The organism is Acetobacter aceti, from assembly GCF_002005445.1.
Classification (GTDB): domain Bacteria; phylum Pseudomonadota; class Alphaproteobacteria; order Acetobacterales; family Acetobacteraceae; genus Acetobacter; species Acetobacter aceti_B.
In genome coordinates this window covers 1985657-2010239 of sequence record NZ_CP014692.1, presented here as the reverse complement: position 1 = coordinate 2010239, position 24583 = coordinate 1985657, and the positions used below count along the sequence as shown (strand labels likewise).

25 protein-coding genes are annotated in these 24583 nt (G+C 55.2%); 16 read left to right on the top strand and 9 right to left on the bottom strand.

Annotation, left to right across the window (positions count from 1 at the left end; translation table 11 throughout):
- Positions 1-749 precede the first annotated feature (749 nt).
- The 5 genes from A0U92_RS17995 to A0U92_RS18280 all read left to right on the top strand — a co-directional run bounded on the left by A0U92_RS17995 (position 750) and on the right by A0U92_RS18280 (position 5954).
- Positions 750-1037: a hypothetical protein gene (locus A0U92_RS17995; RefSeq protein WP_149026435.1), complete on the top strand. Its 288-nt coding sequence runs from the start codon at positions 750-752 to the stop codon at positions 1035-1037.
- Positions 1038-1097: 60 nt separating this feature from the next.
- The gene (gspD, locus tag A0U92_RS09080) at positions 1098-3392 is read left to right on the top strand and encodes a type II secretion system secretin GspD (RefSeq protein WP_077812939.1); all 2295 of its coding nucleotides are present in this window, start codon (positions 1098-1100) and stop codon (positions 3390-3392) included.
- Between the two features lie 491 nt (positions 3393-3883).
- The gene (locus tag A0U92_RS09075; RefSeq protein WP_077812938.1) at positions 3884-4132 is read left to right on the top strand and encodes an acyl carrier protein; all 249 of its coding nucleotides are present in this window, start codon (positions 3884-3886) and stop codon (positions 4130-4132) included.
- A gap of 36 nt (positions 4133-4168) precedes the next feature.
- Positions 4169-4918: a hypothetical protein gene (locus A0U92_RS18285; protein ID WP_236748066.1), complete on the top strand. Its 750-nt coding sequence runs from the start codon at positions 4169-4171 to the stop codon at positions 4916-4918.
- Between the two features lie 19 nt (positions 4919-4937).
- Positions 4938-5954 carry an HAD-IIIC family phosphatase gene (locus tag A0U92_RS18280; RefSeq protein WP_236748065.1) on the top strand — a complete coding sequence of 339 codons (1017 nt, stop codon included), beginning with the start codon at positions 4938-4940 and terminating at the stop codon, positions 5952-5954.
- Positions 5955-6046: 92 nt separating this feature from the next.
- Here A0U92_RS18280 and A0U92_RS09065 read toward each other — a convergent pair whose 3' ends face one another.
- Positions 6047-7423 (bottom strand): tetratricopeptide repeat protein, encoded by a 1377-nt coding sequence (locus A0U92_RS09065; protein ID WP_236748064.1) that lies wholly within the window; start codon positions 7421-7423, stop codon positions 6047-6049.
- A gap of 240 nt (positions 7424-7663) precedes the next feature.
- Here A0U92_RS09065 and A0U92_RS18275 point away from each other — a divergent pair, with 240 nt between their 5' ends.
- Positions 7664-7900, top strand: a complete 237-nt coding sequence (locus A0U92_RS18275) for a hypothetical protein (protein ID WP_077812936.1) — start codon at positions 7664-7666, stop codon at positions 7898-7900.
- A gap of 149 nt (positions 7901-8049) precedes the next feature.
- Here the strand turns inward: A0U92_RS18275 and gltA are convergent, their stop codons facing one another.
- From gltA to A0U92_RS09040, 4 genes are all read right to left on the bottom strand, one after another.
- Positions 8050-9342 (bottom strand): citrate synthase, encoded by a 1293-nt coding sequence (gltA, locus tag A0U92_RS09055; protein ID WP_236748063.1) that lies wholly within the window; start codon positions 9340-9342, stop codon positions 8050-8052.
- A gap of 161 nt (positions 9343-9503) precedes the next feature.
- Positions 9504-10043: a SixA phosphatase family protein gene (locus A0U92_RS09050; protein WP_236748062.1), complete on the bottom strand. Its 540-nt coding sequence runs from the start codon at positions 10041-10043 to the stop codon at positions 9504-9506.
- Positions 10036-10398, bottom strand: coding sequence for a chorismate mutase (locus tag A0U92_RS09045; RefSeq protein ID WP_077814346.1), 363 nt, complete (start codon positions 10396-10398; stop codon positions 10036-10038). Before A0U92_RS09045 ends, A0U92_RS09050 begins: the two co-directional genes overlap by 8 nt.
- A 155-nt stretch (positions 10399-10553) precedes the next feature.
- The gene (locus A0U92_RS09040) at positions 10554-11303 is read right to left on the bottom strand and encodes a metallophosphoesterase (RefSeq protein ID WP_077812935.1); all 750 of its coding nucleotides are present in this window, start codon (positions 11301-11303) and stop codon (positions 10554-10556) included.
- 376 nt (positions 11304-11679) lie between these two features.
- On the opposite strand from A0U92_RS09040, the gene A0U92_RS09035 reads away from it, so the two are divergent.
- Together A0U92_RS09035 and A0U92_RS09030 are read left to right on the top strand one after the other, a co-directional pair.
- Positions 11680-13197, top strand: a complete 1518-nt coding sequence (locus A0U92_RS09035) for a succinate CoA transferase (RefSeq protein ID WP_077812934.1) — start codon at positions 11680-11682, stop codon at positions 13195-13197.
- Between the two features lie 113 nt (positions 13198-13310).
- Positions 13311-14477, top strand: a complete 1167-nt coding sequence (locus A0U92_RS09030) for a glycerate kinase (RefSeq protein WP_077812933.1) — start codon at positions 13311-13313, stop codon at positions 14475-14477.
- Between the two features lie 250 nt (positions 14478-14727).
- Here the strand turns inward: A0U92_RS09030 and A0U92_RS17310 are convergent.
- From A0U92_RS17310 to A0U92_RS09010, 3 genes are all read right to left on the bottom strand, one after another.
- A protein-coding gene (locus A0U92_RS17310; protein WP_149026434.1) for an IS5 family transposase occupies positions 14728-15485 on the bottom strand; the annotation gives its coding sequence in 2 pieces (ribosomal slippage) (positions 14728-15167 and positions 15167-15485; 759 coding nt in all).
- 92 nt (positions 15486-15577) lie between these two features.
- Positions 15578-16324 (bottom strand): DUF4422 domain-containing protein, encoded by a 747-nt coding sequence (locus A0U92_RS09015; RefSeq protein ID WP_187668735.1) that lies wholly within the window; start codon positions 16322-16324, stop codon positions 15578-15580.
- Positions 16325-16479: 155 nt separating this feature from the next.
- Positions 16480-16839, bottom strand: coding sequence for an acyl-CoA thioesterase (locus A0U92_RS09010; protein WP_187668933.1), 360 nt, complete (start codon positions 16837-16839; stop codon positions 16480-16482).
- Between the two features lie 371 nt (positions 16840-17210).
- Between A0U92_RS09010 and A0U92_RS09005 the strand changes: the two genes are divergently transcribed.
- Positions 17211-17894 carry a hypothetical protein gene (locus tag A0U92_RS09005; RefSeq protein WP_077812928.1) on the top strand — a complete coding sequence of 228 codons (684 nt, stop codon included), beginning with the start codon at positions 17211-17213 and terminating at the stop codon, positions 17892-17894.
- 237 nt (positions 17895-18131) lie between these two features.
- Here A0U92_RS09005 and A0U92_RS09000 read toward each other — a convergent pair whose 3' ends face one another.
- Positions 18132-19277, bottom strand: coding sequence for a glycosyltransferase family 2 protein (locus tag A0U92_RS09000; RefSeq protein ID WP_187668734.1), 1146 nt, complete (start codon positions 19275-19277; stop codon positions 18132-18134).
- Positions 19278-19446: 169 nt separating this feature from the next.
- Here A0U92_RS09000 and ruvC point away from each other — a divergent pair, with 169 nt between their 5' ends.
- The 7 genes from ruvC (at position 19447) to A0U92_RS08965 (ending at position 24577) form a co-directional block, all read left to right on the top strand.
- A complete protein-coding gene (gene ruvC / locus A0U92_RS08995; RefSeq protein WP_077814345.1) occupies positions 19447-19989 on the top strand; it encodes a crossover junction endodeoxyribonuclease RuvC in 543 nt (180 codons plus the stop codon).
- Entirely contained in the window at positions 19986-20603 is a 618-nt protein-coding gene (gene ruvA, locus A0U92_RS08990; RefSeq protein WP_077812926.1) for a Holliday junction branch migration protein RuvA, read from the top strand. Before ruvC ends, ruvA begins: the two co-directional genes overlap by 4 nt.
- Positions 20600-21664 (top strand): Holliday junction branch migration DNA helicase RuvB, encoded by a 1065-nt coding sequence (gene ruvB / locus A0U92_RS08985; protein ID WP_077812925.1) that lies wholly within the window; start codon positions 20600-20602, stop codon positions 21662-21664. Before ruvA ends, ruvB begins: the two co-directional genes overlap by 4 nt.
- Positions 21661-22068, top strand: a complete 408-nt coding sequence (gene ybgC / locus A0U92_RS08980) for a tol-pal system-associated acyl-CoA thioesterase (RefSeq protein ID WP_077812924.1) — start codon at positions 21661-21663, stop codon at positions 22066-22068. The genes ruvB and ybgC overlap by 4 nt, the downstream gene beginning before the upstream one ends.
- A gap of 167 nt (positions 22069-22235) precedes the next feature.
- Positions 22236-22958 carry a protein TolQ gene (tolQ, locus tag A0U92_RS08975; protein ID WP_077814344.1) on the top strand — a complete coding sequence of 241 codons (723 nt, stop codon included), beginning with the start codon at positions 22236-22238 and terminating at the stop codon, positions 22956-22958.
- A gap of 3 nt (positions 22959-22961) precedes the next feature.
- Positions 22962-23408, top strand: coding sequence for a protein TolR (tolR, locus tag A0U92_RS08970; protein WP_077812923.1), 447 nt, complete (start codon positions 22962-22964; stop codon positions 23406-23408).
- A 122-nt stretch (positions 23409-23530) separates the two neighbouring features.
- Positions 23531-24577, top strand: coding sequence for an energy transducer TonB (locus A0U92_RS08965; RefSeq protein ID WP_077812922.1), 1047 nt, complete (start codon positions 23531-23533; stop codon positions 24575-24577).
- The last annotated feature ends 6 nt before the right edge of the window (positions 24578-24583 follow it).

Sequence of the window (24583 nt, the reverse complement as noted above, 5' to 3'; positions counted from 1 at the left end):
ACCTGGTGATTGGGATGGGTTCTCTATCAATGCCGCCGCTTATGCTATCGGGCAGATCTCGGTTGTGCCGGCAACCAGACGCTGCGTTATGTTGATGGCGCGCTCTCTGGCCGTTACAGCATCGGCTTCTTTCAACTCCCGCTTTTATCCGGCGTTGGTGACTGCTTCACCCCAGCCATAGCTGTCGGCGTTGTCTATGAAGGGAAGGAGGCGTTTCGCCTGCCTCCTTTTTGTCAGGCGTAACGTTTCTATTAAATTTTGATGTATTGCCCCCGTTAAGCGGAGATTATCGCGCTCGGCTCTGGTCTGGAATTGCAAAACTGATATCAACGCTCGCTGTGGCCGGAACGATTGTAGGTGAGCCGCCTGCAATTCGTCACGTACTGACTGATCTTGTGATTGGGGGAGTTTTGATAGGTGGTGCTGACGTTATGTTGCGAGACAGCATCCTTTAAGAGCGTTCCATGAATTATAAAGGAGGCTACCCCGAATTTCTGTCCCGCTTCAGGAAACAGATCTTTTCGCCTGTTAACACCACTTCAAAAAAAGGTCCGTTCGATCAGTGGTTTTTTCTCATTAGCGGAGAAGGCCATCGGGATGCAGGTGAAATTTCGGTTGCAGTTTGTCAGGGGTACGCACCGGTAGAAAAAAAGCGCATCGCTGTCGATCAGTTCGCGAACATGATGCTGAAGGCCCATAAAGGGAAGCATCAGAGCTCTTCTGTATTTTCCAAGGCTCTTTCAAAGAGAGTGCCAGAACAGATCTTTGGAAATCTGCAGAAAGCCGGAGCGCGCGCCGCCCTGTCGATCTCATGGCATGATTTCGTTGTGCTTCAGACAGAGCTTGAACTGTCACAGCCCGGATTGCCTGCAGAGGAACTGCATATCCCCAGCCTTCAGTCCGATAAGGCCATACAGGGAAATATTCAGAGTGAGGGTGTGGATGTTGCGCTCGTGACAAGAGGCTGCTGGCTACCGGCCCATGATGCGGGAATGGTTCGGCAGAGCGATAAAACGGCATCGCAGGGGATTGGGTAATGTCATGACATACCTTGTTTTTTTGAATTTTTTCTTACTTCAGGCTGCCCAGGAATACTCATGAAAAATCCCCGGAATCTGTCACTGAAGGTCGGAATGCTGGGTCTGCTGTCTCTGGCCGGATGCCAGGAAAATGACCCGGTCGTGACGCCTTTGCCTGGCTCTGTCGTTTCGATGAGCGCCCCTGAACGCACCAACGGCCAGATCAGCGTCGCAACAGGTTCAAAAGCCTTGGCGTCTTATGGCCGTCGCTCTTCGAGTGGACTGGTGACAGACGGGCAGGATGCAGCGGGTGACATTACACTTAACTTCGCCGGAACGGATGTCAGGGCAGCCACGGACCAGATCCTTGGTGATCTGATGGGCGTCAATTATACGATTGATCCGGGCGTGCAGGGTGCCGTTACATTGCGGGTGACGCATCCTGTCCGACGGGATCAGCTTCTTCCTATACTGAAGGATCTTCTTGCCGGCGTTGGCGCCACGGTCGTGCAGAGTAACGGTCTTTACCGTGTTGTCCCTCTTGCTGGCGCCGGAGGTCATTCCGGCGGTGGTCAGGGTGCAGAGCAGGGACAGATAGCCATTGCCCTGAAATACACATCTGCGGAAAATCTGGCCAAGGTACTGAAACCATTCGAGCAGAATGGAGGGCATATCGCTGCTTCCTCCGGTTCGAATGTTATTATTGTCAGTGGTGATCCGGCGACCCGCCAGTCTCTGGCGGACCTTGTCAGGAGTTTTGATACTGACATTCTGTCCGGCATGTCTTATGCGCTCCTGCCTTCCATGTCGGGAAGCGCGCAGGATCTGTCGCACGCATTGCAAACCGCGCTTGACGCCGGAAAAAATGGTGCTCTGTCCGGACAGCTCCAGATTGTGCCGATGTCGCGCATCGACAGTGTTCTGATCGTGGCGCACACCGAGCGACAGATTGCAGATGTACAGAGATTGTATCATCTGGTGGAGGCCCGACGATACAGGACGGCACGTGTCTGGAACGTTTATTATCTTCAGAACGAACGGGCCAACGATGTCGCATATGTCCTGCAGCAGGCTTTTACTCCAGGCCATGTGACCGCAAAACCAACAACACAGAATTCATCGGTTGGTCAGATGAGCAACGCGATGAGTCAGAACGGCATGTCTGGCGGCAGCAGTTCAGGCACTGGCTCCCCTTCTCTGGGTGACAGCAGCCAGCAGCAGGGACTGTTATCGGGAGGCAATGGGTCATCTGGTGGGCAAGGTGATGGCTCTTCAGGAAATGGCGGAAGTCAGTCCTCACAGCAGCAACAGGATGATGGTATTTCCAACAATCCCCTGCTTGGAGGTCTTGGCAATCAGGCAAGTGGAGACAGTGCGCGTGAAACGGTGAAAATCATTCCCGATTTGCAGAATAATTCGATACTTGTTTATGGCACGCCGGAAGAAACAGGCGATGTGATCGCCATGCTGCACAAGATCGACATTATCCCTCTGCAGGTTCGGATTGACGCCACGGTCGCGGAAGTCACGCTGAATGATCACCTGAAATACGGCACGCAGTTCTTCTTCAAGTCCGGCGGTGTGAATGGCATTCTGAGCGGTGCGACGCAGAGCATCTCAACAACGTTGACCTCGTCCCAGTTGAGCAGTTCATTCCCCGGCTTTGTCCTGGGAGGAAGCAGTCAGGGAGGTGCGCCTTTTGTCATCAATCTTCTTCAGGGAATTACCAAGGTTCAGGTTCTGTCTTCACCGGAACTGATGGTCATGGACAACCAGTCCGCCTCGCTGATGGTGGGTGATATGGTGCCCTATCTGACCGGTTCCACTACAGGCGTGCTGACCACCAGTTCAACAATCACAAACTCGATCAGCTACCAGCCAACCGGCGTGATTCTTCAGATTACTCCGCATGTCAGTAACGGTGATCTGGTCACGCTGGATGTCTCGCAGCAGGTCAGTCAGGTGGCCTCTTCGACAACGATCACCGGGAGCGGCACCATCAACAGTCCGACTTTCTCGCAGCGTCAGGTGAAATCACGTGTGGAGATAGCCGACGGTCAGACTGTCGGTCTCGCGGGTCTGATCACCGACAACCGTCAGACTGGAAATCAGGGTATGCCCTGGATCAAGGATATTCCGATCCTTGGAGCCCTGGGTGGGGAGCAGACCAACACACGTTCCCGAACTGAGCTGCTGGTGCTGATTACTCCGCATGTCATTCACAGCCAGACAGACGCCTCCAAACTGACGGAGGATATGCGTGAGCTGTTGCCTCATGCGGCAATGCTGCAACCTGAACTCAACAAGACACCCATGTCCGGATCAGCAAACCCCAATCATCGCATCCTGCATGCCCTCGGGCTGAACGACTGATAAAAATGTAGCTCCCGAAAAGGGAATTACTGAAAGCGGGCGCAATGAGTGAGGTGTTGTTCTTCTGGTTGCTCAGGTCAGATCTACTCGCCGGATGGAAACACGTATCGCTGAGGCTGCGCTTCTGGGAACCCTTTATGGATGGGCCTCCTCTAACGTAATGCACGCGAGTATGTCGGTGGATGGATACGCGCCGTCAATTTTTCATATGTTTCATATGTAAGCCTGACAGATGAATGGCGGAATTCCAGCCAGCAATGCTGGGGTCGCTGCCGTGAAAACCGTCATCCAGTTTGAGGGGGGCGGCTGTCCGTCCGATTATCAAACAGGAAATATTTCTTTGCTAAATCAGGTCTCTCATACGTGCCGGTATATCCGTAGCAGAGGCATGTGCCTTTGAATCCGTACATTTAGGTGTAAGATACTGGCAGGACGACAGTCGCAGGCTGGTCCAGAGTTATTAGTAAAAGAAACAATTATGGAGAGTTCCGATGAGTATGACCCCAGAACGCATTCGCAAGCGCCTTGTTCGTGTATTCAATACCATTCTTCCAGATAAAAGCGCTGAAGAAGTTCCTGAAGCGACAGTTGACAATACTGAAGGCTGGGACTCTCTGGCGACATTGTCGCTCTTTACGCTGGCCGAGGAAGAATTTGGCATCAAGCTTGGTCTGGATCTGATCGGCGAAACCAAAAGCTTTGCAGCTCTTGAGAAACTGGTGGCCGAAAAAGTCGGTTGATCAGTGTCTGAGCCTGTCCAGAATTAGGAGTTCCGTGTGTCTGATTTGCCTCTTTCCGCAAAAGTTATCCCCGGTCTTGGCGACATTCTGTCTACCGGCACGCGCATTGTCGCAGGGGCATGGCCGTTTGGGGAAGCAGGCAGCTTCCGTGAGCTCAAGATCCATATCATGGGCACGACCACCACGGACATGCTGGCGCGCGCCATTGCCATTGGCTGCGTTCAGGAGAACATCCGGCCGCACATTACACAGTCTCTTTACGGCTCATTCATGCAGGATGTGCTGAATCCGGCTTCCGAATTCTACAGTCTCAAGCCGGATATTGCCGTTATTGTGTCTGACTGGCGCAGTCTGGTGGCGGATATCCCCGCCAGCACCAGTGAAGAAGATGTGTCCGCGTTTATTGACAGGAAAGCGAATGAAATTCTGTCGATGTGGCGGCGCATCAGCCAGAATTGTGGCGCGAAGATCATCCATCACTTCCCACCGCCACCCCAGTTCCGCCTGACAGGTGTCGCGGAGCAGTATCTCCCTTCATCCTACACCAACCAGCTCCAGCAACTCCTCAGAAGGCTATGGTCCGCCGAGACGTTTGGCGTTCAGATCATCGACTTTGGCCGGTTCGCGCTGGAATATGGCAATACCGCCGCCTTTGCTCCCAGAAGCTGGTACAGCGCCAAACTCCCGATCGAAAACAGTGCGCTGCCTGCTTACGTGCCACTTTTCCGTTCGGCGCTGCGCGGTGTCCTGAACACGGCAAAAAAAAGCTCTTGTTCTCGATCTTGATAACACGCTCTGGGGCGGAGTGATCGGCGATGACGGGATGGACGGTATCAAGATCGGAAGTGGTGACGCCGTTTCCGAAGCGTATGCTGCTTTCCAGAGCTACGTGAAACTGCTTGCTGATCGCGGCATCATTCTTGCCGTATGCAGCAAGAATAACCCTGACATTGCCAAGACCGGTTTTGATAAACCGGGAAGTATCCTCAAGGTCGATGATTTCGCGGCTTTTGAAGCATCGTGGGATGATAAAGCCAGTGGTCTGCGCAAGATCGCCAAAAAGCTGAATATCGGTCTGGATGCTCTTGTGTTCGTCGATGACAATCCGGCGGAATGCACTCTTGTCCGCCAGGAACTGCCGCAGGTCGGCACCGTGCATCTGGACGGCGATCCGTCCGATTTCATTGCGCAAGTTGAGCAGGGTTACTGGTTCCAGTTCCAGAAATACAGTCGTGATGATTTCGCCCGTACGCAGGCTTACGCCATGCGCGCTGCTGCCCTGGCTGAACAGGATGACGCATCAGATCTGCCATCCTATCTGCGTAGTCTGGAAATGATGGGGCAGGCGGCGCGTCCGTCAGAAGGCCAGATTGAGCGGGTGGTGCAACTGGGGCAGAAGACCAATCAGTTCAATCTACTGACGCAGCGCTTTGATGAACAGACTGTGCGTGACTTCATGGCCGATGACGGGAATGTCGTTCTGGCCTGCTCCCTGAAGGACAGGTTTGGTGATCACGGGCTGGTTTCCGTGCTGATCGCCCAGAAACAGAACGATGATCTTGATATTGCTGAATGGACAATGAGCTGCCGCGTCTTTTCCCGTACATTCGAGCAATTCATCATGAATGAATTGATCCGGAGAGCGAGGGAAAAGAATATTCGTCGGATCGTCGGGCGCTTCAAGGAAACCGCCAAAAACACTGTGGTGGCAGATCTTTATGATCGGCTTGGTTTTACCCGCGAAGGTGAGGACAGGTGGGTGTTTGATCTTTCAGCATCGACTACACTTGGTGAGACCTATGTGAACGCGGTTTCCCTATAGGCATTCTGGAATGAAAAAGGCTTCAGAGCGGGTCTGCTCTGAAGCCTTTTTCATGGAGAGATACTTATGGTGTAAGGTGGCCGGAAGGTCGCTTACGACCTGTCCATCCTGTCAATTTCCTGCTTGATCGCCGCCATGATGCGCGCGTCAAAGGCAAGACCAACATCCTTCGTAAAATTGGTTATCTCGTTCCAATGGTAATCAAACGGGAACGGGGTGTGGGTATAGGTGACAAATTGCGAGCTCGGGCAGTCCATAGCCTGTCGTGTGCAGTTCAGAATGAGGAGGCGTGAGGATTTTTCCTCAAGAGCCTTTTCCATACTACGGACAAGTTCAGGAAGATCGCACTGGCCCGTTACGGAATAGACGAGCAGGCAACGCCCCTCGTTCCACATGTTCTGGAAAGCGTCGATTTTCTTGTTGATCAGGGAGAAGAACTTTTCCTGATCATTGCCGATGATCGTGCGACCGCGTTCATGACCAAAATGAACCCCGGTAGGCTTGTGCATCATCTGGGGAGCGCCCACGGCATCGCGGCTCTCATAGTAATTTTCGGGGTTACGAAAACCTTCAAAATCACTGAGCAAGGCTTCGGGCGCCGAGTTCCGGCTAAAAGCTCCCAGATCAAAAATTGTTATGTTATCGGGATTGCCGATGTATTTGAGCAGTCCCCATCGGTTTGACATGGAGTATGGGAGGCAGTTCTGACCGAAAGAGACAACTTTCGTGTGGCTGTGACGGCGCGAGAGTATTTCCTGGTTCCAGAGAGCTGACTGGACCATCACCCGCAGATTGGCGTAATTGACGCCATGCACGACCGGGTCAGCCGGATCGCAGCGCTTGAGAAAGATGTCGCAGAGTTCCAGCTGGCGGTGAAAATCACCGATCGCCTCAAGAGCAAAGTAGGTAGCCGCTCCGCATTCATCATTTCTGGTCAGTATATTCCAGTACTGATTGAGGAGTGTCCTGATCGCGTTGAAGTCTTTCTTTTCAACGAGAGGTAAAAAAAACTCTGTTATGACCGGAAGGTAGTCTGGATCTGTGCGAGGATCATGCTGCGCCAGTATTTCATAGCGGCGTCGAATACTTTCATCCCAGTCGGCGCGGGCGTCGAAACCACGCATCCAGGCCAATGTGAAGCCTAAATCACCAGGAAAAGCCCTGTAGCACCATTCTGTATATTCATCGGCCTTATCTGTCAGGCGAGCACGATTGAGAGCTGATAGATACTGCCACCATATCCCTCGATCATCGGGAAAGCTTTTAGCGAGTTTCTCAAATATATCACATGCTTCCTCGTAGTCACCGTCTTTCATCAATTCCTGGGCCTGCTGAAATCTCGACGGCTTTTCTTCTTCAGAAACAAGAACGTACTCTGACACTACTGCTTCTCCCGAGTGGCTGACGCACTGCTTAGTATATCCCCGAAAGGAATCAAGGTACGGTAAATCTTGCCACAGAAAATGCAAAATCGGTTGTCACCGGAATAGTCCGGTTTCTCAGGATTTCGTCTGCCTGACGGGTATCCGCAGCAGGTTCATGGCGGAGCAGGATATGGCAACGGGCGGGCAGGGGATGTTCGGGAGAGGCTGATACATAACGTGAGTTAAACGTGATGGCTGGAACGGGGTCAGTTCCTTGCGGAGTTGGGGCGTATAAGATATACTCACCGAGTTGCAAATGATTATCAGTTCTAAGGATGGTATAAAGTGGTCGATAGCAGTCGGATAGCAAGAAACTGCGAAAGGGCTGTGGTCACGGCTTATCAGGAGCTGAAGCAGGTCGGGACAAATGATGTCTCAGCGTTCAATGCCTGCACGACCCTCTATCGCATTCATCATCCGGAATCTTCTCTGAATGAGGCGAGGCGTTTGGTCTCTGAGTGGATTGATCATCACGTCATCAAGAAAAGCAACCAACCGACCAAGGGTTGTAACTGTATCTAAAAATAGACGATCCTTTTCTGTAACGATATTCGATCGCAACGCGTAGGTCTTGAAAACCAAGATCTGAGGCACTTTTCCGGTGTCGGTATAAATAAAAAAGGGAGGCTACCTCTGATAGGTGGCCTCCCTTTTTAAATTGGTCAGAAAATTCAGGTGCGCTTGTCGAGATCGACGAAATCACGCTCCGTGTAGCCTGTATAAAGCTGACGCGGACGGCTGATACGCTGACCCGGCTCTTCGATCATCTCTTTCCACTGGCTGATCCAGCCCGTTGTGCGGGCAACGGCGAACAGCACGGTGAACATGCTGGTAGGGATGCCCATCGCCTTCAGGATGATGCCAGAATAGAAATCGACATTCGGGTAGAGCTTGCGCTGCACGAAATAGTCGTCGCTGAGAGCGATTTTTTCCAGCTCAACTGCGAGATCAAGCTCCACATCGTCCTTGATGCCGAGTTCTGACAGGACTTCGTGGCAGGTCGCCTGCATGATTTTCGCACGTGGGTCGAAATTCTTGTAGACGCGATGTCCGAAGCCCATGAGCTTCACGCCGCTGTTCTTGTCTTTCACCTTGGAGATGAAGTCAGGAATGTTTTCCTTGGAACCGATGCTGGTCAGCATTTTCAGCACGGCTTCATTGGCGCCACCGTGAGCAGGTCCCCACAGAGCTGCGATTCCGGCTGCGATACACGCAAACGGATTGGCTCCGGTTGATCCCGCCAGACGCACCGTGGACGTTGAGGCATTCTGCTCATGGTCTGCATGGAGGATGAGGATACGGTTCATGGCGCGGGCCAGAACCGGGTTCACCTTGTAGGGCTCGGAGGGACGAGCGAACATCATCGAGAGGAAATTCTCGGCATAGTTCAGGTCGTTACGCGGATAAACGAACGGCTCGCCAACCGTGTATTTATAGGCCCAGGCGGCAATCGTCGGGATTTTGGCGATCAGACGCATGGCCGAAAGGTCGCGACTTTCCTTCTTGGAGATGTCGTTGGCGTCCGGATAGAAAGCGGACAGCGCGCCCACGGTGCCACACAGGATCGCCATCGGATGGGCGTCACGGCGGTAGCCGTTGAAGAAGTTGCGAAGCTGTTCATGCAGCAGGGTATGGTTCGTGAGCGTGTTTACGAAGGAATCATACTGTTCCTTGTTGGGGAGTTCCCCGTTCAGAAGCAGATAAACCACTTCTGGATAGGATGCATGCTCGGCGAGCTGCTCGATCGGATATCCCCGATGCAGCAGAATGCCCTTGTCACCGTCGATGAAGGTGACCTTGCTCTCGCAAGAGGCGGTCTCGCCATAACCAGGGTCGAACGTGAAAACGCCCGTATCATGGGTCAGACGACGAATATCGACGACATCCGGTCCAAGAGTGCCCTTGAGAACCGGCAGTTCAGCCGATTTGTCTCCGATTTTGATGCTGGCAGTTGTACCCGTCACAGCTTCCTCCGACGCGCTCGATGGCGCTACTTCTGACACGATCTGGCCACACGCCTCAAGGCGGTGGCAACATTGGTGAATGTCCCCGATCACGAGAGAAATCGGAACCCTGCGAATGGGTCACCTTGTTGCGAGGCGAGACCTTCTGAGCCGATTTCTGCTCAATTTTGCGAGAACGATTCCAGCCACGCGGTCTTCGGGCCAAGAGATTTCCACGCGAGAGCGATCGATTCCCGCTCTTCGACCTCTACATTAAATGTGGCGAGCGTTCCCAGTTCGAAATCAGATTCGAGGGCAACCTCCACACCATTCAGGTAGCGGGCGAGGGCAGGGAGGCCCGGATTGTGGCCGACAAGAAGAATCGTATGCACCGAATCCTGGGTAGCCCGAAGACGGGCCAGAAGTTCATCGGGCGCTGCAAGATACAGAGTCGGCTCGATACGGATTTCAGGCCGGGCGCCGTTTCCGAATGGCAGAAGCCCGGCATAGGTCTGGCGTGTCCGCATGGCCGGACTGCACAGCACCAGATCAGGGATAAGTCCGGCACGACGCATGCTCTCGCCCCGTTGGCGAGCCATACGATGACCGGTATCCGTCAGCGGGCGGGCAAGATCGGCTTTCGTGCTCATGTCGCCGCCTTCGGGGGGGGCGGCTTCACAATGCCTGAGCAGCAGGAGGCGATGGGCGACCGGCTTAATCATTGCTGACAGATCCCGCGCCTGTGTCTTTCTGCTTCGCAATGGCCTCATGATGCCGGATGACTTCACTGATGATGAAGTTCAGGAATTTCTCGGCAAAATCGGGGTCCAGTTTCGCGTCTTTGGCCAACTGCCTTAACCGCGTGATCTGCCGCTTTTCTCTGGACGGGTCAGCAGGTGGCATCCGGTAGCGGGCCTTCAGCTCGCCGACCGCCTGTGTGCAACGAAACCGCTCAGCCAGAATCGCCACAAGCGCCATGTCGATATTGTCGATGCTCTGACGGAGCGCCGCCAGTTCGGCGTTTTGCCGGCTCAGACCGTCGGTGGAGGGAGTCGTGTCAGAGGAGGCAGAGGTCACGCCATTTGGTCCTGTTTGTGTCATGCGTCCCGATTCTGTGTGATGGCAGAGAATGTCTGCCGACCGGGATGGTTGAGAAACCGCTCGTGTCATCATGCCGTGAGCAGAGAGATCAGGGCAACGGCCAGTCTGTCCGTTTGTGAGAAAATCACCAATCAATAGAATGAAGGTGGCGGTGGGTAATCCGGGATCTCCATGCTCTCCTCGGGGAGATCGATCCACGCAAGATGCCCGCCTTTCCCTGCTCCTGTATCCACAAAAACAGCCGTTCCTCCCGACCGGCCATGCTTGATCCATGGCCGTCCGTCGGTGGAGCGACGGTCGTGTCCGCAATAAACCGTGTGTCCCATGGGGATATGGTCCACCCAGTTCAGACGACGCTCCGGGTAACCATCGGGCTGGGTTTTTCCCGTCACTTCGCCGAAGAGGGCGCGCGATAGCAGGGATGAGACATTATCCAGACCGGAAGGAGATGTTTCTTCCAGCATGCCGGTGTGAAAGGCTGCATGGACGAACATTCTTCGTCCCAGCCGCAGCCAGGTGGGGGCATCTGTGAGAAGAGGGATCAGCAGATCCCGGATGTCGGCATTACGCGAATCATTGATCTGCTCCAGTGTGGCTTCCAGAGGCGGATCCCGGCGCAGCTTCCGTCCCATGAGGGCGCGGCCAAGCTTGCGATCGTGATTGCCAAGCAGGAACAGGCCCCGCTGTTCCTGAATGATGCGCGCCATCAGTCGAAGAGCGCCTGCGCTATCCGGGCCGTAATCGACCAGATCGCCCAACTGGATGATGAAGCGATCCGTCGCGGCGGCATGGCGAAACGCGTCCAGATCACCATGTACGTCTCCCACGACACGAATGCCTCGGCCGGCGATGCGGTGCTGTAAGTTTCTCTGGTCATACATGGCGTACTCGCTGCGACATCACGCTGTCATATTTGGCCAATTTTTCTTGTGAGCGAAGGGGCCATTTCATTATTTATGTCCTGTATAACGCGCGTCCAGTTTTTGTGCCGCACCGACCTCACGAAAATTCGATCAGATAAACAGGCTGAACACGGTCTGCGCACACTCATGTGAGACGCGTTTTCCGACGAATTGAGCGTAGATGGGGAACCCAATGATCTCGGAGGGGGTGTGAGATGGTTTTTTGCATAGAAACAAGAAGTAACTGGAAGACCGCTCCTGCTCCCGGATCAGAAGGCTCAGCGCAGACGATTCCCCGGAGGGAATGTGACTGCCGGGCTGATCCATTGAATCGAAGCTGGAACTGGAACGCTTTATGACTGATCGTATCCGTAGCCAGGCGTTGCGCGCCAAGGAAATGCCGGCGGAGGCTGCCGCCGCCCTGATTGGCAACGGCGCCACTCTGGGAACCAGTGGTTTCACCGGAGCTGCCTATCCGAAAGCCATTCCCATGGCGCTGGCGGACCGGATTGCCGCAGCGACAGAGAAAGGTGAGGAACTCAAGGTCCGTCTGGTGACAGGCGCTTCCACCGGGCCGCAGATGGATGGCGCGCTCGCGAAGGTTCACGGCGTGTCCTATCGGTCGCCGTTCAATACCGACGCTGCAATGCGCAACAACATCAACTCGGGCGAGACCGAGTATTTCGATACGCATCTTGGTCTGGTTGCGCCCCGCGCTGTGCAGGGCAATTACGGCAAGTTCGACTTCGCGGTCATCGAGGCGACAGCGATTCGCGAAGACGGTGGCATCGTTCCCACCTCATCGGTCGGAAACTCGCAGACTTTCCTCGATCTGGCCGAGAAGGTCATCATCGAGGTCAATGACTGGCAGCCCGAAGGTCTTGAGGGCATGCACGACGTGTTCCGGGGCAACATCAGCGGCATGGCTCCTCGTGACATCATTCCTCTCACCAGTGCGGACGAGCGGATCGGTGAGACGTTCCTGCGTGTTGATCCCGGCAAGATTGCGGCGATCGTGCGCAGCAGCGAACCGGACCGGAATGCGCCGTTCGCGAAGCCGGATGACTCGGCCAAGGCTATCGCCGGCCATCTCCTCGAGTTTTTCGAGCATGAAGTGAAAATCGGTCGTCTGCCGCCGCATCTGCTTCCGTTACAGTCGGGTGTCGGCAACGTGGCCAATGCGGTTCTGAATGGACTCAATGAAGGGCCGTTCGAGAATCTGATGGGTTATTCCGAGGTTATTCAGGACGGCATGCTGCGTATGCTGGACAATGGCCGTATGAAGATTGCGTCCGCGACCTCGTTCTCTCTCAGCCCGGACGCCGTTGAGGAAATCAACAGCCGCATTTCCTTCTTCCGTGAGAAGATCATCCTTCGTCAGCAGGATGTCAGCAACAACGCCGAAGTCATCCGCCGTCTGGGCTGTATCGCCATGAACGGCATGCTGGAGGCGGATATCTACGGCAACATCAATTCGACCCGCGTGATGGGTTCGAAGATGATGAACGGAATCGGCGGATCAGGCGACTTCGCCCGTAATTCCTATCTGTCGATCTTCCTGACGCCATCGACAGCCAAAGATGGTCACATCTCGGCAATCGTTCCGATGGCCGCGCATGTGGATCACATCATGCAGGATAGCCAGATCATCGTGACGGAACAGGGGCTTGCGGATATGCGTGGTCTGGGACCGGTGCAGCGGGCTGAAGTTGTGATCCGCAACTGCTCACATCCGACGTACAGGCCGCTTCTGGAAGACTATCTGGCGCGCGCCAAAAAGGATTCCTTCGGCAAGCATACGCCTCATCTGCTTAAGGAAGCCCTGTCCTGGCATGAGCGGTTTGTGGAAACCGGCTCCATGCTTGCGGGCTGAAAATCCGCTTCTTGTGAAACAGGAAAGGGCGTACCGAAAGGGCGCCCTTTTTTGATGGGTGGTATGCTGATTGCCACCCTGCGATTTATTAAGCCTGTTCGAGGGGACACAGAATGAAAATTGCTATCGTCTGCGACTCCTTCAAGGAAAGTCTCACGGCGGTCGAGGTCGGAACGGCCATTCAGACCGGCTTTCAGGAAATATTTTCCGACGCGGAATTCGTTATGTGTCCTGCTGCTGATGGTGGAGAGGGAACGGTTTCCACCATTGTGTCCGCGACAGGCGGCAAACTGGTTGAGGTGTCCGTGACCGGACCGCTTGGAAGCCCCGCAGACTCTTTTTACGGAATCACAGGTGATGGTCGCACTGCCGTAATCGAGCTGGCTGCTGCGGCCGGGCTGGAAATGTTGACGCCCGAACAGCGCGACCCTGGCCTCACGACTACGCGTGGGCTGGGAGAATTGATCCGTCATGCGCTGGATGAAGGATGTCGTCATTTCATCATCGGTCTTGGCGGGAGTGCAACGAACGATGGTGCGGCAGGTATGGCTCAGGCGCTCGGCGCACGTTTGCTGGATGGAGAAGGGCGGGAGCTTGTGGCCGGTGGACTGGCGCTGAGTCGACTTGCGCGCATTGATCTGTCGAACATGGAGCCCCGGCTGGCCGAATGCGTGGTGGAAGTCGCCTGTGACGTCGATAATCCCCTGCTTGGCCCTGAAGGGGCATCTGCCGTATTCGGGCCTCAGAAAGGAGCTTCTCCCAGTCTTGTCAAAGCTCTGGATGCGGCTCTGGCTGTTTATGCCCACCATTTGAAAAAGGATATGGGAAAGGATGTCGCGGAGAGAGCCGGAGCAGGAGCGGCTGGAGGTGCGGGGGCTGGGACGCTCGCCTTTCTGAACGCCCATCTGAGGCCGGGTTTTGATATTATCAGTGAGGTGTTGGGGCTCGAAGAGATTCTCCGCTCCGTGGATCTGGTCATCACGGGGGAAGGGCGTATTGACGGGCAGACCGTCCGGGGAAAAACACCGGCGGGAGTGGCTCAGATCGCTCGCCGTGTCGGAAAGCCTGTTATTGCCTTTGGTGGATCATTGGGAGCCGATGCCGGGCAAGTGCATTTTGCCGGGATAGAGGCTGTATTCGCATCGGTTGCTCGACCTTGTACGCTTGCGGAAGCACTCGCTGAAGCCCGGCCCAATTTGATTCGCGTGGCGCGTAATACGGCTGCCGCCCTCAGGCTTGGTATGGCTTTGAATGTGACAGGGAAGGGTGCGCGTAGTTGAGGTGGTTAAGTAGGGGCGGTTAAGAAAAAAGTAATAATATGTGTTTTTCCCGGTTTTCTGGGTGGCAGGCAGATGAGGCGGTCAGTTAGCATGACGACCAATGAGAGCCCTTTTGGAAATTCATCATCTGACGCTGAGCCGACCTTACGGAGCACATACATACCCCCGACAAGGCCGATCGTTTGCTATTTTTCCATTTATGCAGAGAATTGGTTTCATTCCATATCCGGACTCTAGGACCTGTCTGCATTCAGCGTAGCCAAATCATGGCGCATGCGAGGTGGACGAAGCCCATGAAGGCTGTGAGTGTCTTTTCGCATCGCAGGGCGATTCTTCGGAAACGTTTAAGTTTATTGAAGAAGCACTCGATCTGATGGCGTTCCTTGTAGAGCCTCCACTCTATTGGCGGAACGATAGTGCGACTGGGATTGGCCTTGATCTGGGCGGTTGCACCGAGCTGATCGGCGATGAAGGCACGCAGAGGATCCGCATCATATGCGGCGTCGGCGATGACGTGGCCGACGCCCTGCAAACCGGACAGGAGCGTCTCTGCCTGCGGTCGGTCGCCATATTGTCCCGGCGTCGGATGAATGCGTAGCGGCAGGCCGATCGCATCGACGGCGGCGTGCAGCTTGGTCGTCAGTCCGCCGCGCGACCGACCGATGGCGGCAGCTTCAGCCCCCCTTTTGCGCCCGTCGCATCAGCGTGAACTTTCGAAATCGTGCTATCGATCAGGACATATTCAAAGTCGGGCGTATCGGCCAGACCATGAAACAGCCGCTCCCAGACGCCCGCGTGCGACCAGCGCCGAAAACGGGAGTGGATTGTGGACCATTTGCCAAAAACCTCCGGTAGATCGCGCCAGTGAGCCGCATTGCCGGCCATCCACAGGATCGCATCTACGAACAGCCGATTATCGACCCCACTCCGCCCAGGCAGCCCGATCCGGCCCGGGAGATGGTTTTTGATCCGGTTCCATTGCTCGTCTGTCAGTGTCCGTCTGCTCAAGCCTCGCCCTCCATGGACAGCCTTGAATCAGAACCTCAATCCAGATGGAACCCCTGAATGCAGACAGGCCCTAAGCCTTTTCCAAAAAGGCTTTAAAGATTTATGATGTGACGTTCTCCGATGCAGAGTCTATCCCTGTTCTTCAGCAGCCAGACATTGAAAATTCTCTCTGAAATAAAACCAAAGATGCGCTTCTGGTAACTGTCGTAGTTTCTATAAAAATTCATATTTTTTAAGGTGAATAGAATACTGAATAACCATTCGCAGTATTCTGAAAATATTTCTTTTCTTGTGATAGCCATATTGCGGGTATATATATGCGTTACATTTTTCATGGTAAAATCGTAAGCATCCAAGTATTCATTATGTATTTTCTTAATGACATCACGCACTAGATACATATCTTCAACATGATGGCAGGCTCCGTAATTTTCAAGAATATTACCGACATGCTCTCTTGTAGGCAAAATCAGATCAACGCCGTCTGTGAGTTCACCAAAATCGTTGGAAGCTGCGATTTCCGGCCCTTCGCCAAGATGAACATATGAGCCGTCTTTGCCGGTTATATACTTGTTGATACCATGATGATGCTTTGAAAAATATCTTCTGTAGTGAACGACGCCAACATAATCTGATGAAAGGTCGTTTTTCCATATCCAGTAAAGTGCCGTCAATTCACAGAAAGACTTGTTGAGAGCAGAAATATTGTCGCCAGTATTGTCTCCTGAGAATGGAGAGTCAGTTTCTGATAGTTCTTTTCCGACGTAAATTGGCATGTAATTGTCATCATGAGGCGGATTGAATTCTTTATGTGTGGCGACATAAATCTTAATATTCACACGGTTGCCTTTCTGAAAATAATTTCTTGCAAGCAGAATGAGATTAGGTCTGTAGCTAAGGCACATGAACAAATCATGACGGAATGCTATATGAAACTTAAAATCAGCAGCAGAGCCCGATAACGATGCCGTTTACGAAAGCTCCTGGCGCTTTATCAGTCTGTAATCGTATCGAACCCTGATTCCGGAGGCAGGCGACGCGGCTTGCGATTTTGATCCAGAGCAACAAATGTGAATTTGCCTTGCGTCACCCTGCGGCGTTCATTCGTGTTGCGTGCCCGACGCCATGTTTCGACGTGGACAATGATTGAACTCGTCCCAGTCTGGGTGATCTTGGTATAGATGCTGACTTCGTCTCCGACAGCAACAGGTTCGTGAAAGATGAAACTGTCGATGGCGACTGTGACGCAACGACCTTTGGCCCGAAAAGCGGCAGCAGTTCCGGCTGCAAGGTCCATCTGGGACACAAGCCAGCCCCCGAAAACATCTCCTGCAGGATTGGTGTCAGTCGGCATGGCGACAACACGAATCGTAGGGATCACTTCGGGAGGGTAGGGAGAGCTTGTCGGCACGGGGAATGATCCTTGGTCGCGTCAGAATATCGCAGGGGTATCAGGCATGAGCGATCAAAAGCTCATACCTCATCTGCTGGCGTAAATCATAAGCCTGCTGTGGGGGGATTGTGCAACAGGGGAGCGCAGAAATACACGGATATCTGTACGTTCGTGATATCTCTGGAAACAGCTCCGACTGGAGCTGTCAGATTTTTGGTTGGAAATGATAGTTTCAGGTTTCAATATGTGGCCCAATGCGATCAATGAATGGTGCGGCGTGCTTCTTCGCTGTAACATTATGGTAACTGAAATTTATAAGGCATCTTGACCCCATGAATTCCACGACATTTTTTCGTTCGAGCATGTTCTGCCGGGCTGCAGTTCTTGCCGCCATGATGTCCGGATGCACATCAACTGTTCTGCTGGCAGAGCGTGCTGCGGCGCAGAGTGTTATTACCTCTACCAACAATACAGTCGCCACGGTTGAAAGCGTCGATGCTACAACCGGTGAAGTTCTGCTGCGCGCTGAAGACGGTGAGTTGTTCACGCTCGATGTGCCGGTGAAACGCCATGCGTTGCCACACCTGGATGTCGGTGACCGGTTGAAGCTTCGGTCGATCAAGACGCTGGATGCGACCCTCGCGGCCCCTGATAGCCCAGCGCCTGAGTCTACGACTTCCACGGCGCGTGGCTATGCAAACCGTCACCCGCACGGAACACTGATTTCCTTCCGGCGTCGTCGGGTCAGCGTCGTATCAACCGATGTGCAGGCTCACACTCTGACCGTGATCGATTCAGCGGGAGCGCAGCGTGAAGTGGTCGTGAAGCAGAAGATATTTCTGCCGATGCTTGCTCAGTTGAAGAAGAATGACAAGGTCGATGTCACGACCATGGATGCAGTGTCCTTCACTGTTCTGAACCGCGTTGTGGCCCCGAATGTCTCGGTCCAGCAGCAGACCGGCGCTACCGGTTCCGTGGCCGTCCCACCGCAGGCTCCCGTTCCGGCTGGGCAGTAATCTGTGGTGAGAGCGGGGGAGGTTTCTCTTTCAGGGGATAAGGCAGAGTTTTTGCACATGTCTGCAAAAAGAAGACTGGCAACGCTGACAATCGTTTTTGTCGTCCTGTCAGTTCTTGCTGCGTGTCATCCGATTGGAGGTAACGGAAACCGCCATTCCGTTCATGGGTTCTATGGTGCTGGAAGCATAGGGGCGATGCCGTAAGCGTTCTGCTTGCGGCATCTAAGACTGAGGGCATCAGGCAGTTGCGGCTTTTTTGCGTGCTCGCCGTTCCTGCCCCATGGAAGAAGTTTTCCTTGATCGCGCCAGCTTTTGCGGCGGTAAAGTCAGGCTGGGCGCGATACCGGGGAGTGTCGTCTGCGAAGATGTTTCTGGTGGGGATTCTTCAGCTATAGGACGCCCTTCATCCCTTCCATGCATGATGTAATGGCGTAAGGGAGGAATGTTTGCTGCTCCGACATCAGGGTTGAGTCGAAGATAGGTTGAGGGACTGAACGATGTCGTTTGGATTATCCTGCCCTTGCTGACATTTATGAAATTAACGTCGGCCACTGTCCCGGTTGCATCGGATGTTTCCGCAACAAGAAGTGGTGCTCTGATACCGAGCGCCGGCATGAGATCGGACAGTCCTTCGAAGCGCAGAAATACACCCTTATCGAACTGTCCGAGATAATCCTCTTCCGTCATGTCCAGATATCGGATCAGACGTGTTTCCGGTCCATGATAGCCTGCCAGAATCTTGGGATTATCGAGCGGAACAGCTTTTTCCAGCTTGTGGTGGGTGTGCTGCAGCAAGTGGCTGAACGGTTTGTTGTGCATATGAACGAGAGTGAAATCCGTCCCCCGGCGTCCATGAGAAATTCGGGATGAACAGGCCTGAAAACCAAAATCCATATTGTCCAGAGTGTCGGCTGCCAGGAAAGTCCGGATATGCGGCTCCGGGCGAAAATATCCCGGTCTCGAAGGTACATTGAGCAGCATCGACTGAATCTCGAAAGCCTGCTTGTCCGCAAGGAGCGCGTCAAATTGCGCGTGTATGGATTTCCTTGAGCAACTCAGACCGTTTTCGGTGAAAACAGCAAGAAATTCGTCACAGTCGACAGGCAGGGCAAAGTCATAATGACCGCCTGAATCCCAGTGCCGGATGATATTTTTGAAATGCTCATTGCGGCCAAGAAAATCCTCGGGGCGGTTATGACCCCAGTGAATATCCACACCAGCGCGTTCGTATGTTTTCAGGGTTTCAATGACAGACGGATCAGTTGAATTGTTGTCGAAAACACAGAGATTCTCAAAACCAAAGAGATAGCCGTAATAGCGGAACCAGGCTTCAAGGAGGAGAGTCTCATCCCGTTGCATCATGAGACATCTGACTCGCGCCATCGTTATTCCTTTCGCCTGCCCTGAACAGCAATGCGCTTTTATCATGGAAATTCTTAACGCTCTCTCTCTTCGGGAGAAAACGAAGCAGAAGGTAACAAATACCCGGTAAACAGCAGGGCTGTTTCATGTGCTCTGGCGTGAGCAGAACAAGAACGCTATGAGAACAAACATGACTTCACGCGCGCGCCTCATAGGCATTGATCCCGGACTACGCTTCACCGGCTGGGGAGTAATCGACGTCGATGGCAACCGGATCATTCATGTTGCTGACGGGGTGATCGCCACTGATAGCGGTGAACCTGTGCCGGCCCGCCTGTGCGCTCTTTACGATGCGCTGACCGCCCTGATCCAGACTCATAAACCGAATGAGGCGGCTGTGGAGGAGACCTATGTCAACCGGAATGGTGCCTCGACCCTGAAGCTCGGTTATGCCCGGGGGGTTGCGCTTCTGGCTCCCGCGTTGGAAGGTCTGACTGTTGCTGAATACGGCGCGATGTCCGTCAAGCGCGCTGTTGTAGGGACGGGAGCCGCCACCAAGGAGCAGGTTGAAATGATGGTGCGTCGCCTGTTGCCTGCTGCTTCCATCTCCCGCAATGACGCTTCGGACGCCCTGGCAGTCGCCATCTGCCATGCTCATCATCGCGCCAGCTCACTGCGTGTGGAAGCGGGGAGCCGGAGTGCTGCGGCTCGGAGTGCGGGGGGGCGTCGATGATCGCCTCGCTGACTGGCCTGCTGTCACACGTGGAAGCTGATCGCTGCGTGATCGATGTGAACGGGGTGGGGTATCTTGTCTTCGCTTCCACCCGGACGATCTCTGCGATGCCGAACCCGCCCGAGCTCGCCAAGGTTCTGGTGGAAACCGTCGTGCGGGAAGACGCCATCCTTCTTTATGGCTTCGCCACGACTTCCGAGCGGGAATGGTTTCGCACCCTGACCGCTATCCAGGGAGTGGGGGCCAAGGTGGCGCTCGGGCTGCTGTCCACACTCTCTCCCTCCGAACTGATCTCCGCCATTGCCAGCGCTGACAGGGCCAGTCTGACCCGGGCTCCCGGTGTGGGCGGCAAGCTGGCCGACCGTCTGTTGACCGAGTTGCGGGATAAAGCCGGAAAGATGCCGGGTGGAGGCGGCGGCACAGCGACCGCCGCCATCATCGCGCAGGCAGATCGCGGCGGCAGTATCGAAGCTGATGCGTTGCTGGCCTTGGCGGGGCTGGGATTCCGTCGTGCCGAAGCCTGGCCGATCGTGAGCCGTCTGATTGCTGAAAAAGCTGCGGAGGCGACGCTGGACGGCGTTATCCGTGAGTCTCTGAAAGAACTGGCGAAATGAACGACCGCACAGTCGATCCCGCACGTTCCGAAGAGGATCTCGGCGAAGGAGGGCTTCGCCCGCAGACTCTCGCCGATTTCACGGGGCAGAAATCCAACCGTGAAAATCTGGCCATCTTCATTGAAGCCGCGCGTAATCGCGGTGAGGCGCTCGACCATGTCCTGCTGCATGGACCGCCGGGACTGGGAAAGACGACGCTCGCCCAGATTGTCTCGCGCGAGCTGGGTGTCGGATTCCGGGCTACGTCTGGTCCGGTGATCCAGCGGGCAGGGGATCTGGCTGCGATCCTGACCAATCTTCAGCCACGTGACGTGCTGTTCATTGATGAAATTCATCGTCTCCAACCCGCCATTGAGGAAATCCTTTATCCGGCGATGGAGGATTTTCAGCTTGATCTGATTATCGGCGAGGGTCCGGCGGCGCGTTCGGTCAGGATTGATCTTGCCCCGTTCACACTTGTTGCTGCGACAACCCGCGCCGGACTGCTCGCGACACCTCTGAGGGACCGCTTCGGTATTCCATTGCGGCTGGTGTTCTACACTCCGGACGAGTTGCAACTGATTGTGGCGCGGGGCGCCCGCAAACTGGGTTTTGCGCTGACTGATGCGGGCGCGATGGAGATTGCCCGTCGGTCACGCGGCACGCCGCGTATTGCGGGACGGCTGCTGAGGCGGGTGAGGGATTTCGCATCGGTCGGTAACGCCAGCGACGAGCCGGTGGGCGCTGAACTCGCCGATGCGGCGCTGACCCGTCTCGAAGTGGACGGCCTCGGCCTCGATGGGATGGATCGGCGTTATTTGCGGCGAATCGCCGAATATCACAATGGTGGGCCTGTGGGGGTGGAGACACTGGCCGCAGCATTGGCCGAGGCGAGAGATACGCTGGAGGACGTGATTGAACCGTACCTGATTCAGGAAGGACTTGTGCTGCGTACGAGCAGGGGGCGCGTGCTGGGAGAGAGGGGATGGCGACATCTCGGACTGACACCACCAGCATCGGCTCAGATGGCGCAATTCGATCTTCTTGCAGAAGAAGACATGGCTGGAGAAGGCGAAGCATGACCATTCACAACATCGACTTCCGAATCTATTACGAAGATACCGATGCAGGAGGCGTTGTTTATCACGCCCGCTATCTGGCCTTCGCCGAGCGCGCGCGCACGGAGGCGATTCGGTCTGAAGGCATGTCCGCGATGGATCTGCTGAATGATTACGGACTTCTGTTTGTCGTTCGCAATGCGACGCTGGATTATCGTCGGCCGCTGCGCCTTGATGATGTTTTTACCGTGCAGACCAGACTGAAAGCCCAGGCAGCGGCGACCTGTCGACTGGAGCAGAATTTCATCAAGGATGATGAGATCCATGTTCATACGGATGTGCGGCTTGCCTGCATTCGTGCGGAAGATGGACGGCCTGCCCGATTTCCGCCTTCCTGGCGTGCTCTTCTTGCCAGACTTGAAGAATGAAACAGGAATAATGGGAAGGTCTCTTCTGCTTTCCGCGGGAAGCCAGTAAGGATCGCCAGACGATTCGAATGTTCAGCGAGTCGGGTGTGCGCTGTCTTCTTCGGCATCTGCCGGAAGCCGGTTGCGCGGCAGGAAAAAGCAGGTCCGTTCAGGACAGGAGGCGTTTTTTGGATCAAGCAGCGGTAGACGCAACAAATCTCGCCGCAGCCGCGAGCGGGAATTTGTCGCTGTGGGGCCTGTTCGTACAGGCGTCGTTGGTCGTCAAACTGGTCATGCTCGGCCTTGTCGGTTGCAGCATCTGGGTCTGGGCCATCATTTTCGACAAGGTTGTGACCATGCGCCGTGTCGAACGGCAGGCCACGGCTTTTGAAGACAAGTTCTGGTCCGGCGGCAGCCTGGACGATCTGTATGAAAATGAAGGCGCCAAGCCTGCTCACCCGATGGCCGCCATTTTTGGCGCGGCGATGGGGGAATGGCGTCGGTCATCCCGTATTCCGGGTGTGGACCTTGTTCATGGCGGCGTGCAGGAGCGCGTCGACAGGGCGATGAACATCACCATCACGCGCGAGATGGAACGTCTTGAGCGCTGGATGATTTTCCTCGCAACCATCGGTCCGATCGCACCGTTTATCGGTCTGTTCGGCACGGTATGGGGCATCATGCATTCGTTCAGTTCGATTGCGGCGATGCACAACACCAACCTGAGCGTCGTGGCTCCCGGTATTTCCGAAGCGTTGTTCGCAACGGCAATCGGTCTTGTCACCGCCATCCCGGCCGTAATCGGATATAACGTGATCAGCAATTCCCTGTCGCATTTTCAGGATCGTCTGGAGGGTTTCGGCACGGAGTTCGCAGCCATCCTGTCCCGTCAGTCCGAGGAAAGGGCGTAAGTCATGGGCGTGTCGGTCGGAGGAGGGGGCGGTCGCCGCGGCTCACGCCGTCGTGGACGCCCGATGTCGGACATCAATGTCACGCCGCTTGTCGACGTCATGCTGGTGCTGCTGATCATCTTCATGGTCACATCTCCGATGATGACCAGTGGCGTAAACGTGGATCTGCCGAAAACCGATGCCAAGCCGGTGAATACGGACACCAAGCCGATCACTGTCTCCATCAAGGCGGATGGTTCGATCTACCTCGGCGACAATCCTGTGTCGGCGGATGAACTGGTGAACCAGCTCAAGGCTGCGGCGCAGAACGATCAGGAACACCGTATTTTTGTGCGGGGTGATGCGCATATCGATTACGGCAAGGTCATGCAGGTAATGGGTCAGATCACGGCCGGCGGATTTACGCATGTTGCGCTTCTGGCGCAGCAGCCTGCTGCTACGGGCCAGTGAGATCAGCCACGCATGTCTGGTTTTTATTTCCCTTCCATATGCCCCGTTGCGGTAGTCGCGGCCCCTGGTGGTCACCGGTCGACTTGCCGTACGGTGGCATGACATCAGGAGTCTGACACTCCATGGTTCGGCCCCGCCGTTCCGAAACAATTCTGATGCGGCGCTCGACGATCGTCTCGGGTTCGCTGCATTTCCTGCTTCTCGCCGCCATACTGCTGGCTCTTCCAGCACAAAAGCCGCCTGAGGAGCCTAAGGAGCCCCCGCCGGTAGAAGTGCAGTTTGAAGGCGCTAGCAGCGATTCCGGCCCTCCGGCCAAATCCGCCACGCCTTCTCCCAAACCCGCGCCGGCTCCGGCTCCGGAAAAAGTGGACGCGCCACAGACGCCGACACCCCCGAAGCCCTTGCCGCCGGAAGAGACGCCGCCTCCGCCACCCCCTCCGCCGCCCGTGCCGCCCCCGCCACCGACGGAAGCGCCACCGTTGCCGGATACGCCTGTTCCACCAAAAGTGGAGGAGCCTTCACCGGACGCCGAGCCGACGCCGCCGACACCTCCGGCAAAACCGACGCCTTCAAAGGTCGTGGCGCCGCCGTACCTGCAGGCTCCCGTGCAGACATCCTCTGCGGTTGCGCCCCCGTCACCGCTGGCGCAGCCGACAGACAAGCTGCCGGATATGGCGTTGCCGTCGCACATCACACAGCCTAACCCGGCAAAAAAGACCGAAGCGGACACGCACTCCCTGCTGGAGACGCTGGATTCCTTCAGGTCTGATTCGAAGCAGACGCATGCTCCCAAGGGGCAGGCCAATCCGCGCCAGGGTGGAGCGCCGGACGGGGGAGGGTCTCCGAACGGTGACATCACAGGCAAGATGAGCGCGGGTGACCAGCGCGCCATCGGTGGAGAGGTGCGTCGCTGCTATACTGAAGACACCGCGGCCAAGGATTATGCGACTTTTGTGGCTCACCTTGTCGTGACGGTCGATGCAAGTGGTGAAGCGCGCATTGTCACTTTTGCGCCCGAAACGCAGGCGAAGATGAATGGCGATTCGTCGTACCGCGCTCTTGCCGAGCGGGCACGGGCGGCAGTGCTCAGTCCGACCTGTTCAAAACTGCCGATTCCGAAGAATCTGCTGGGCAAGACCCAGACTCTGAAATTCGTCTTCCGGCCATAAGCCGCA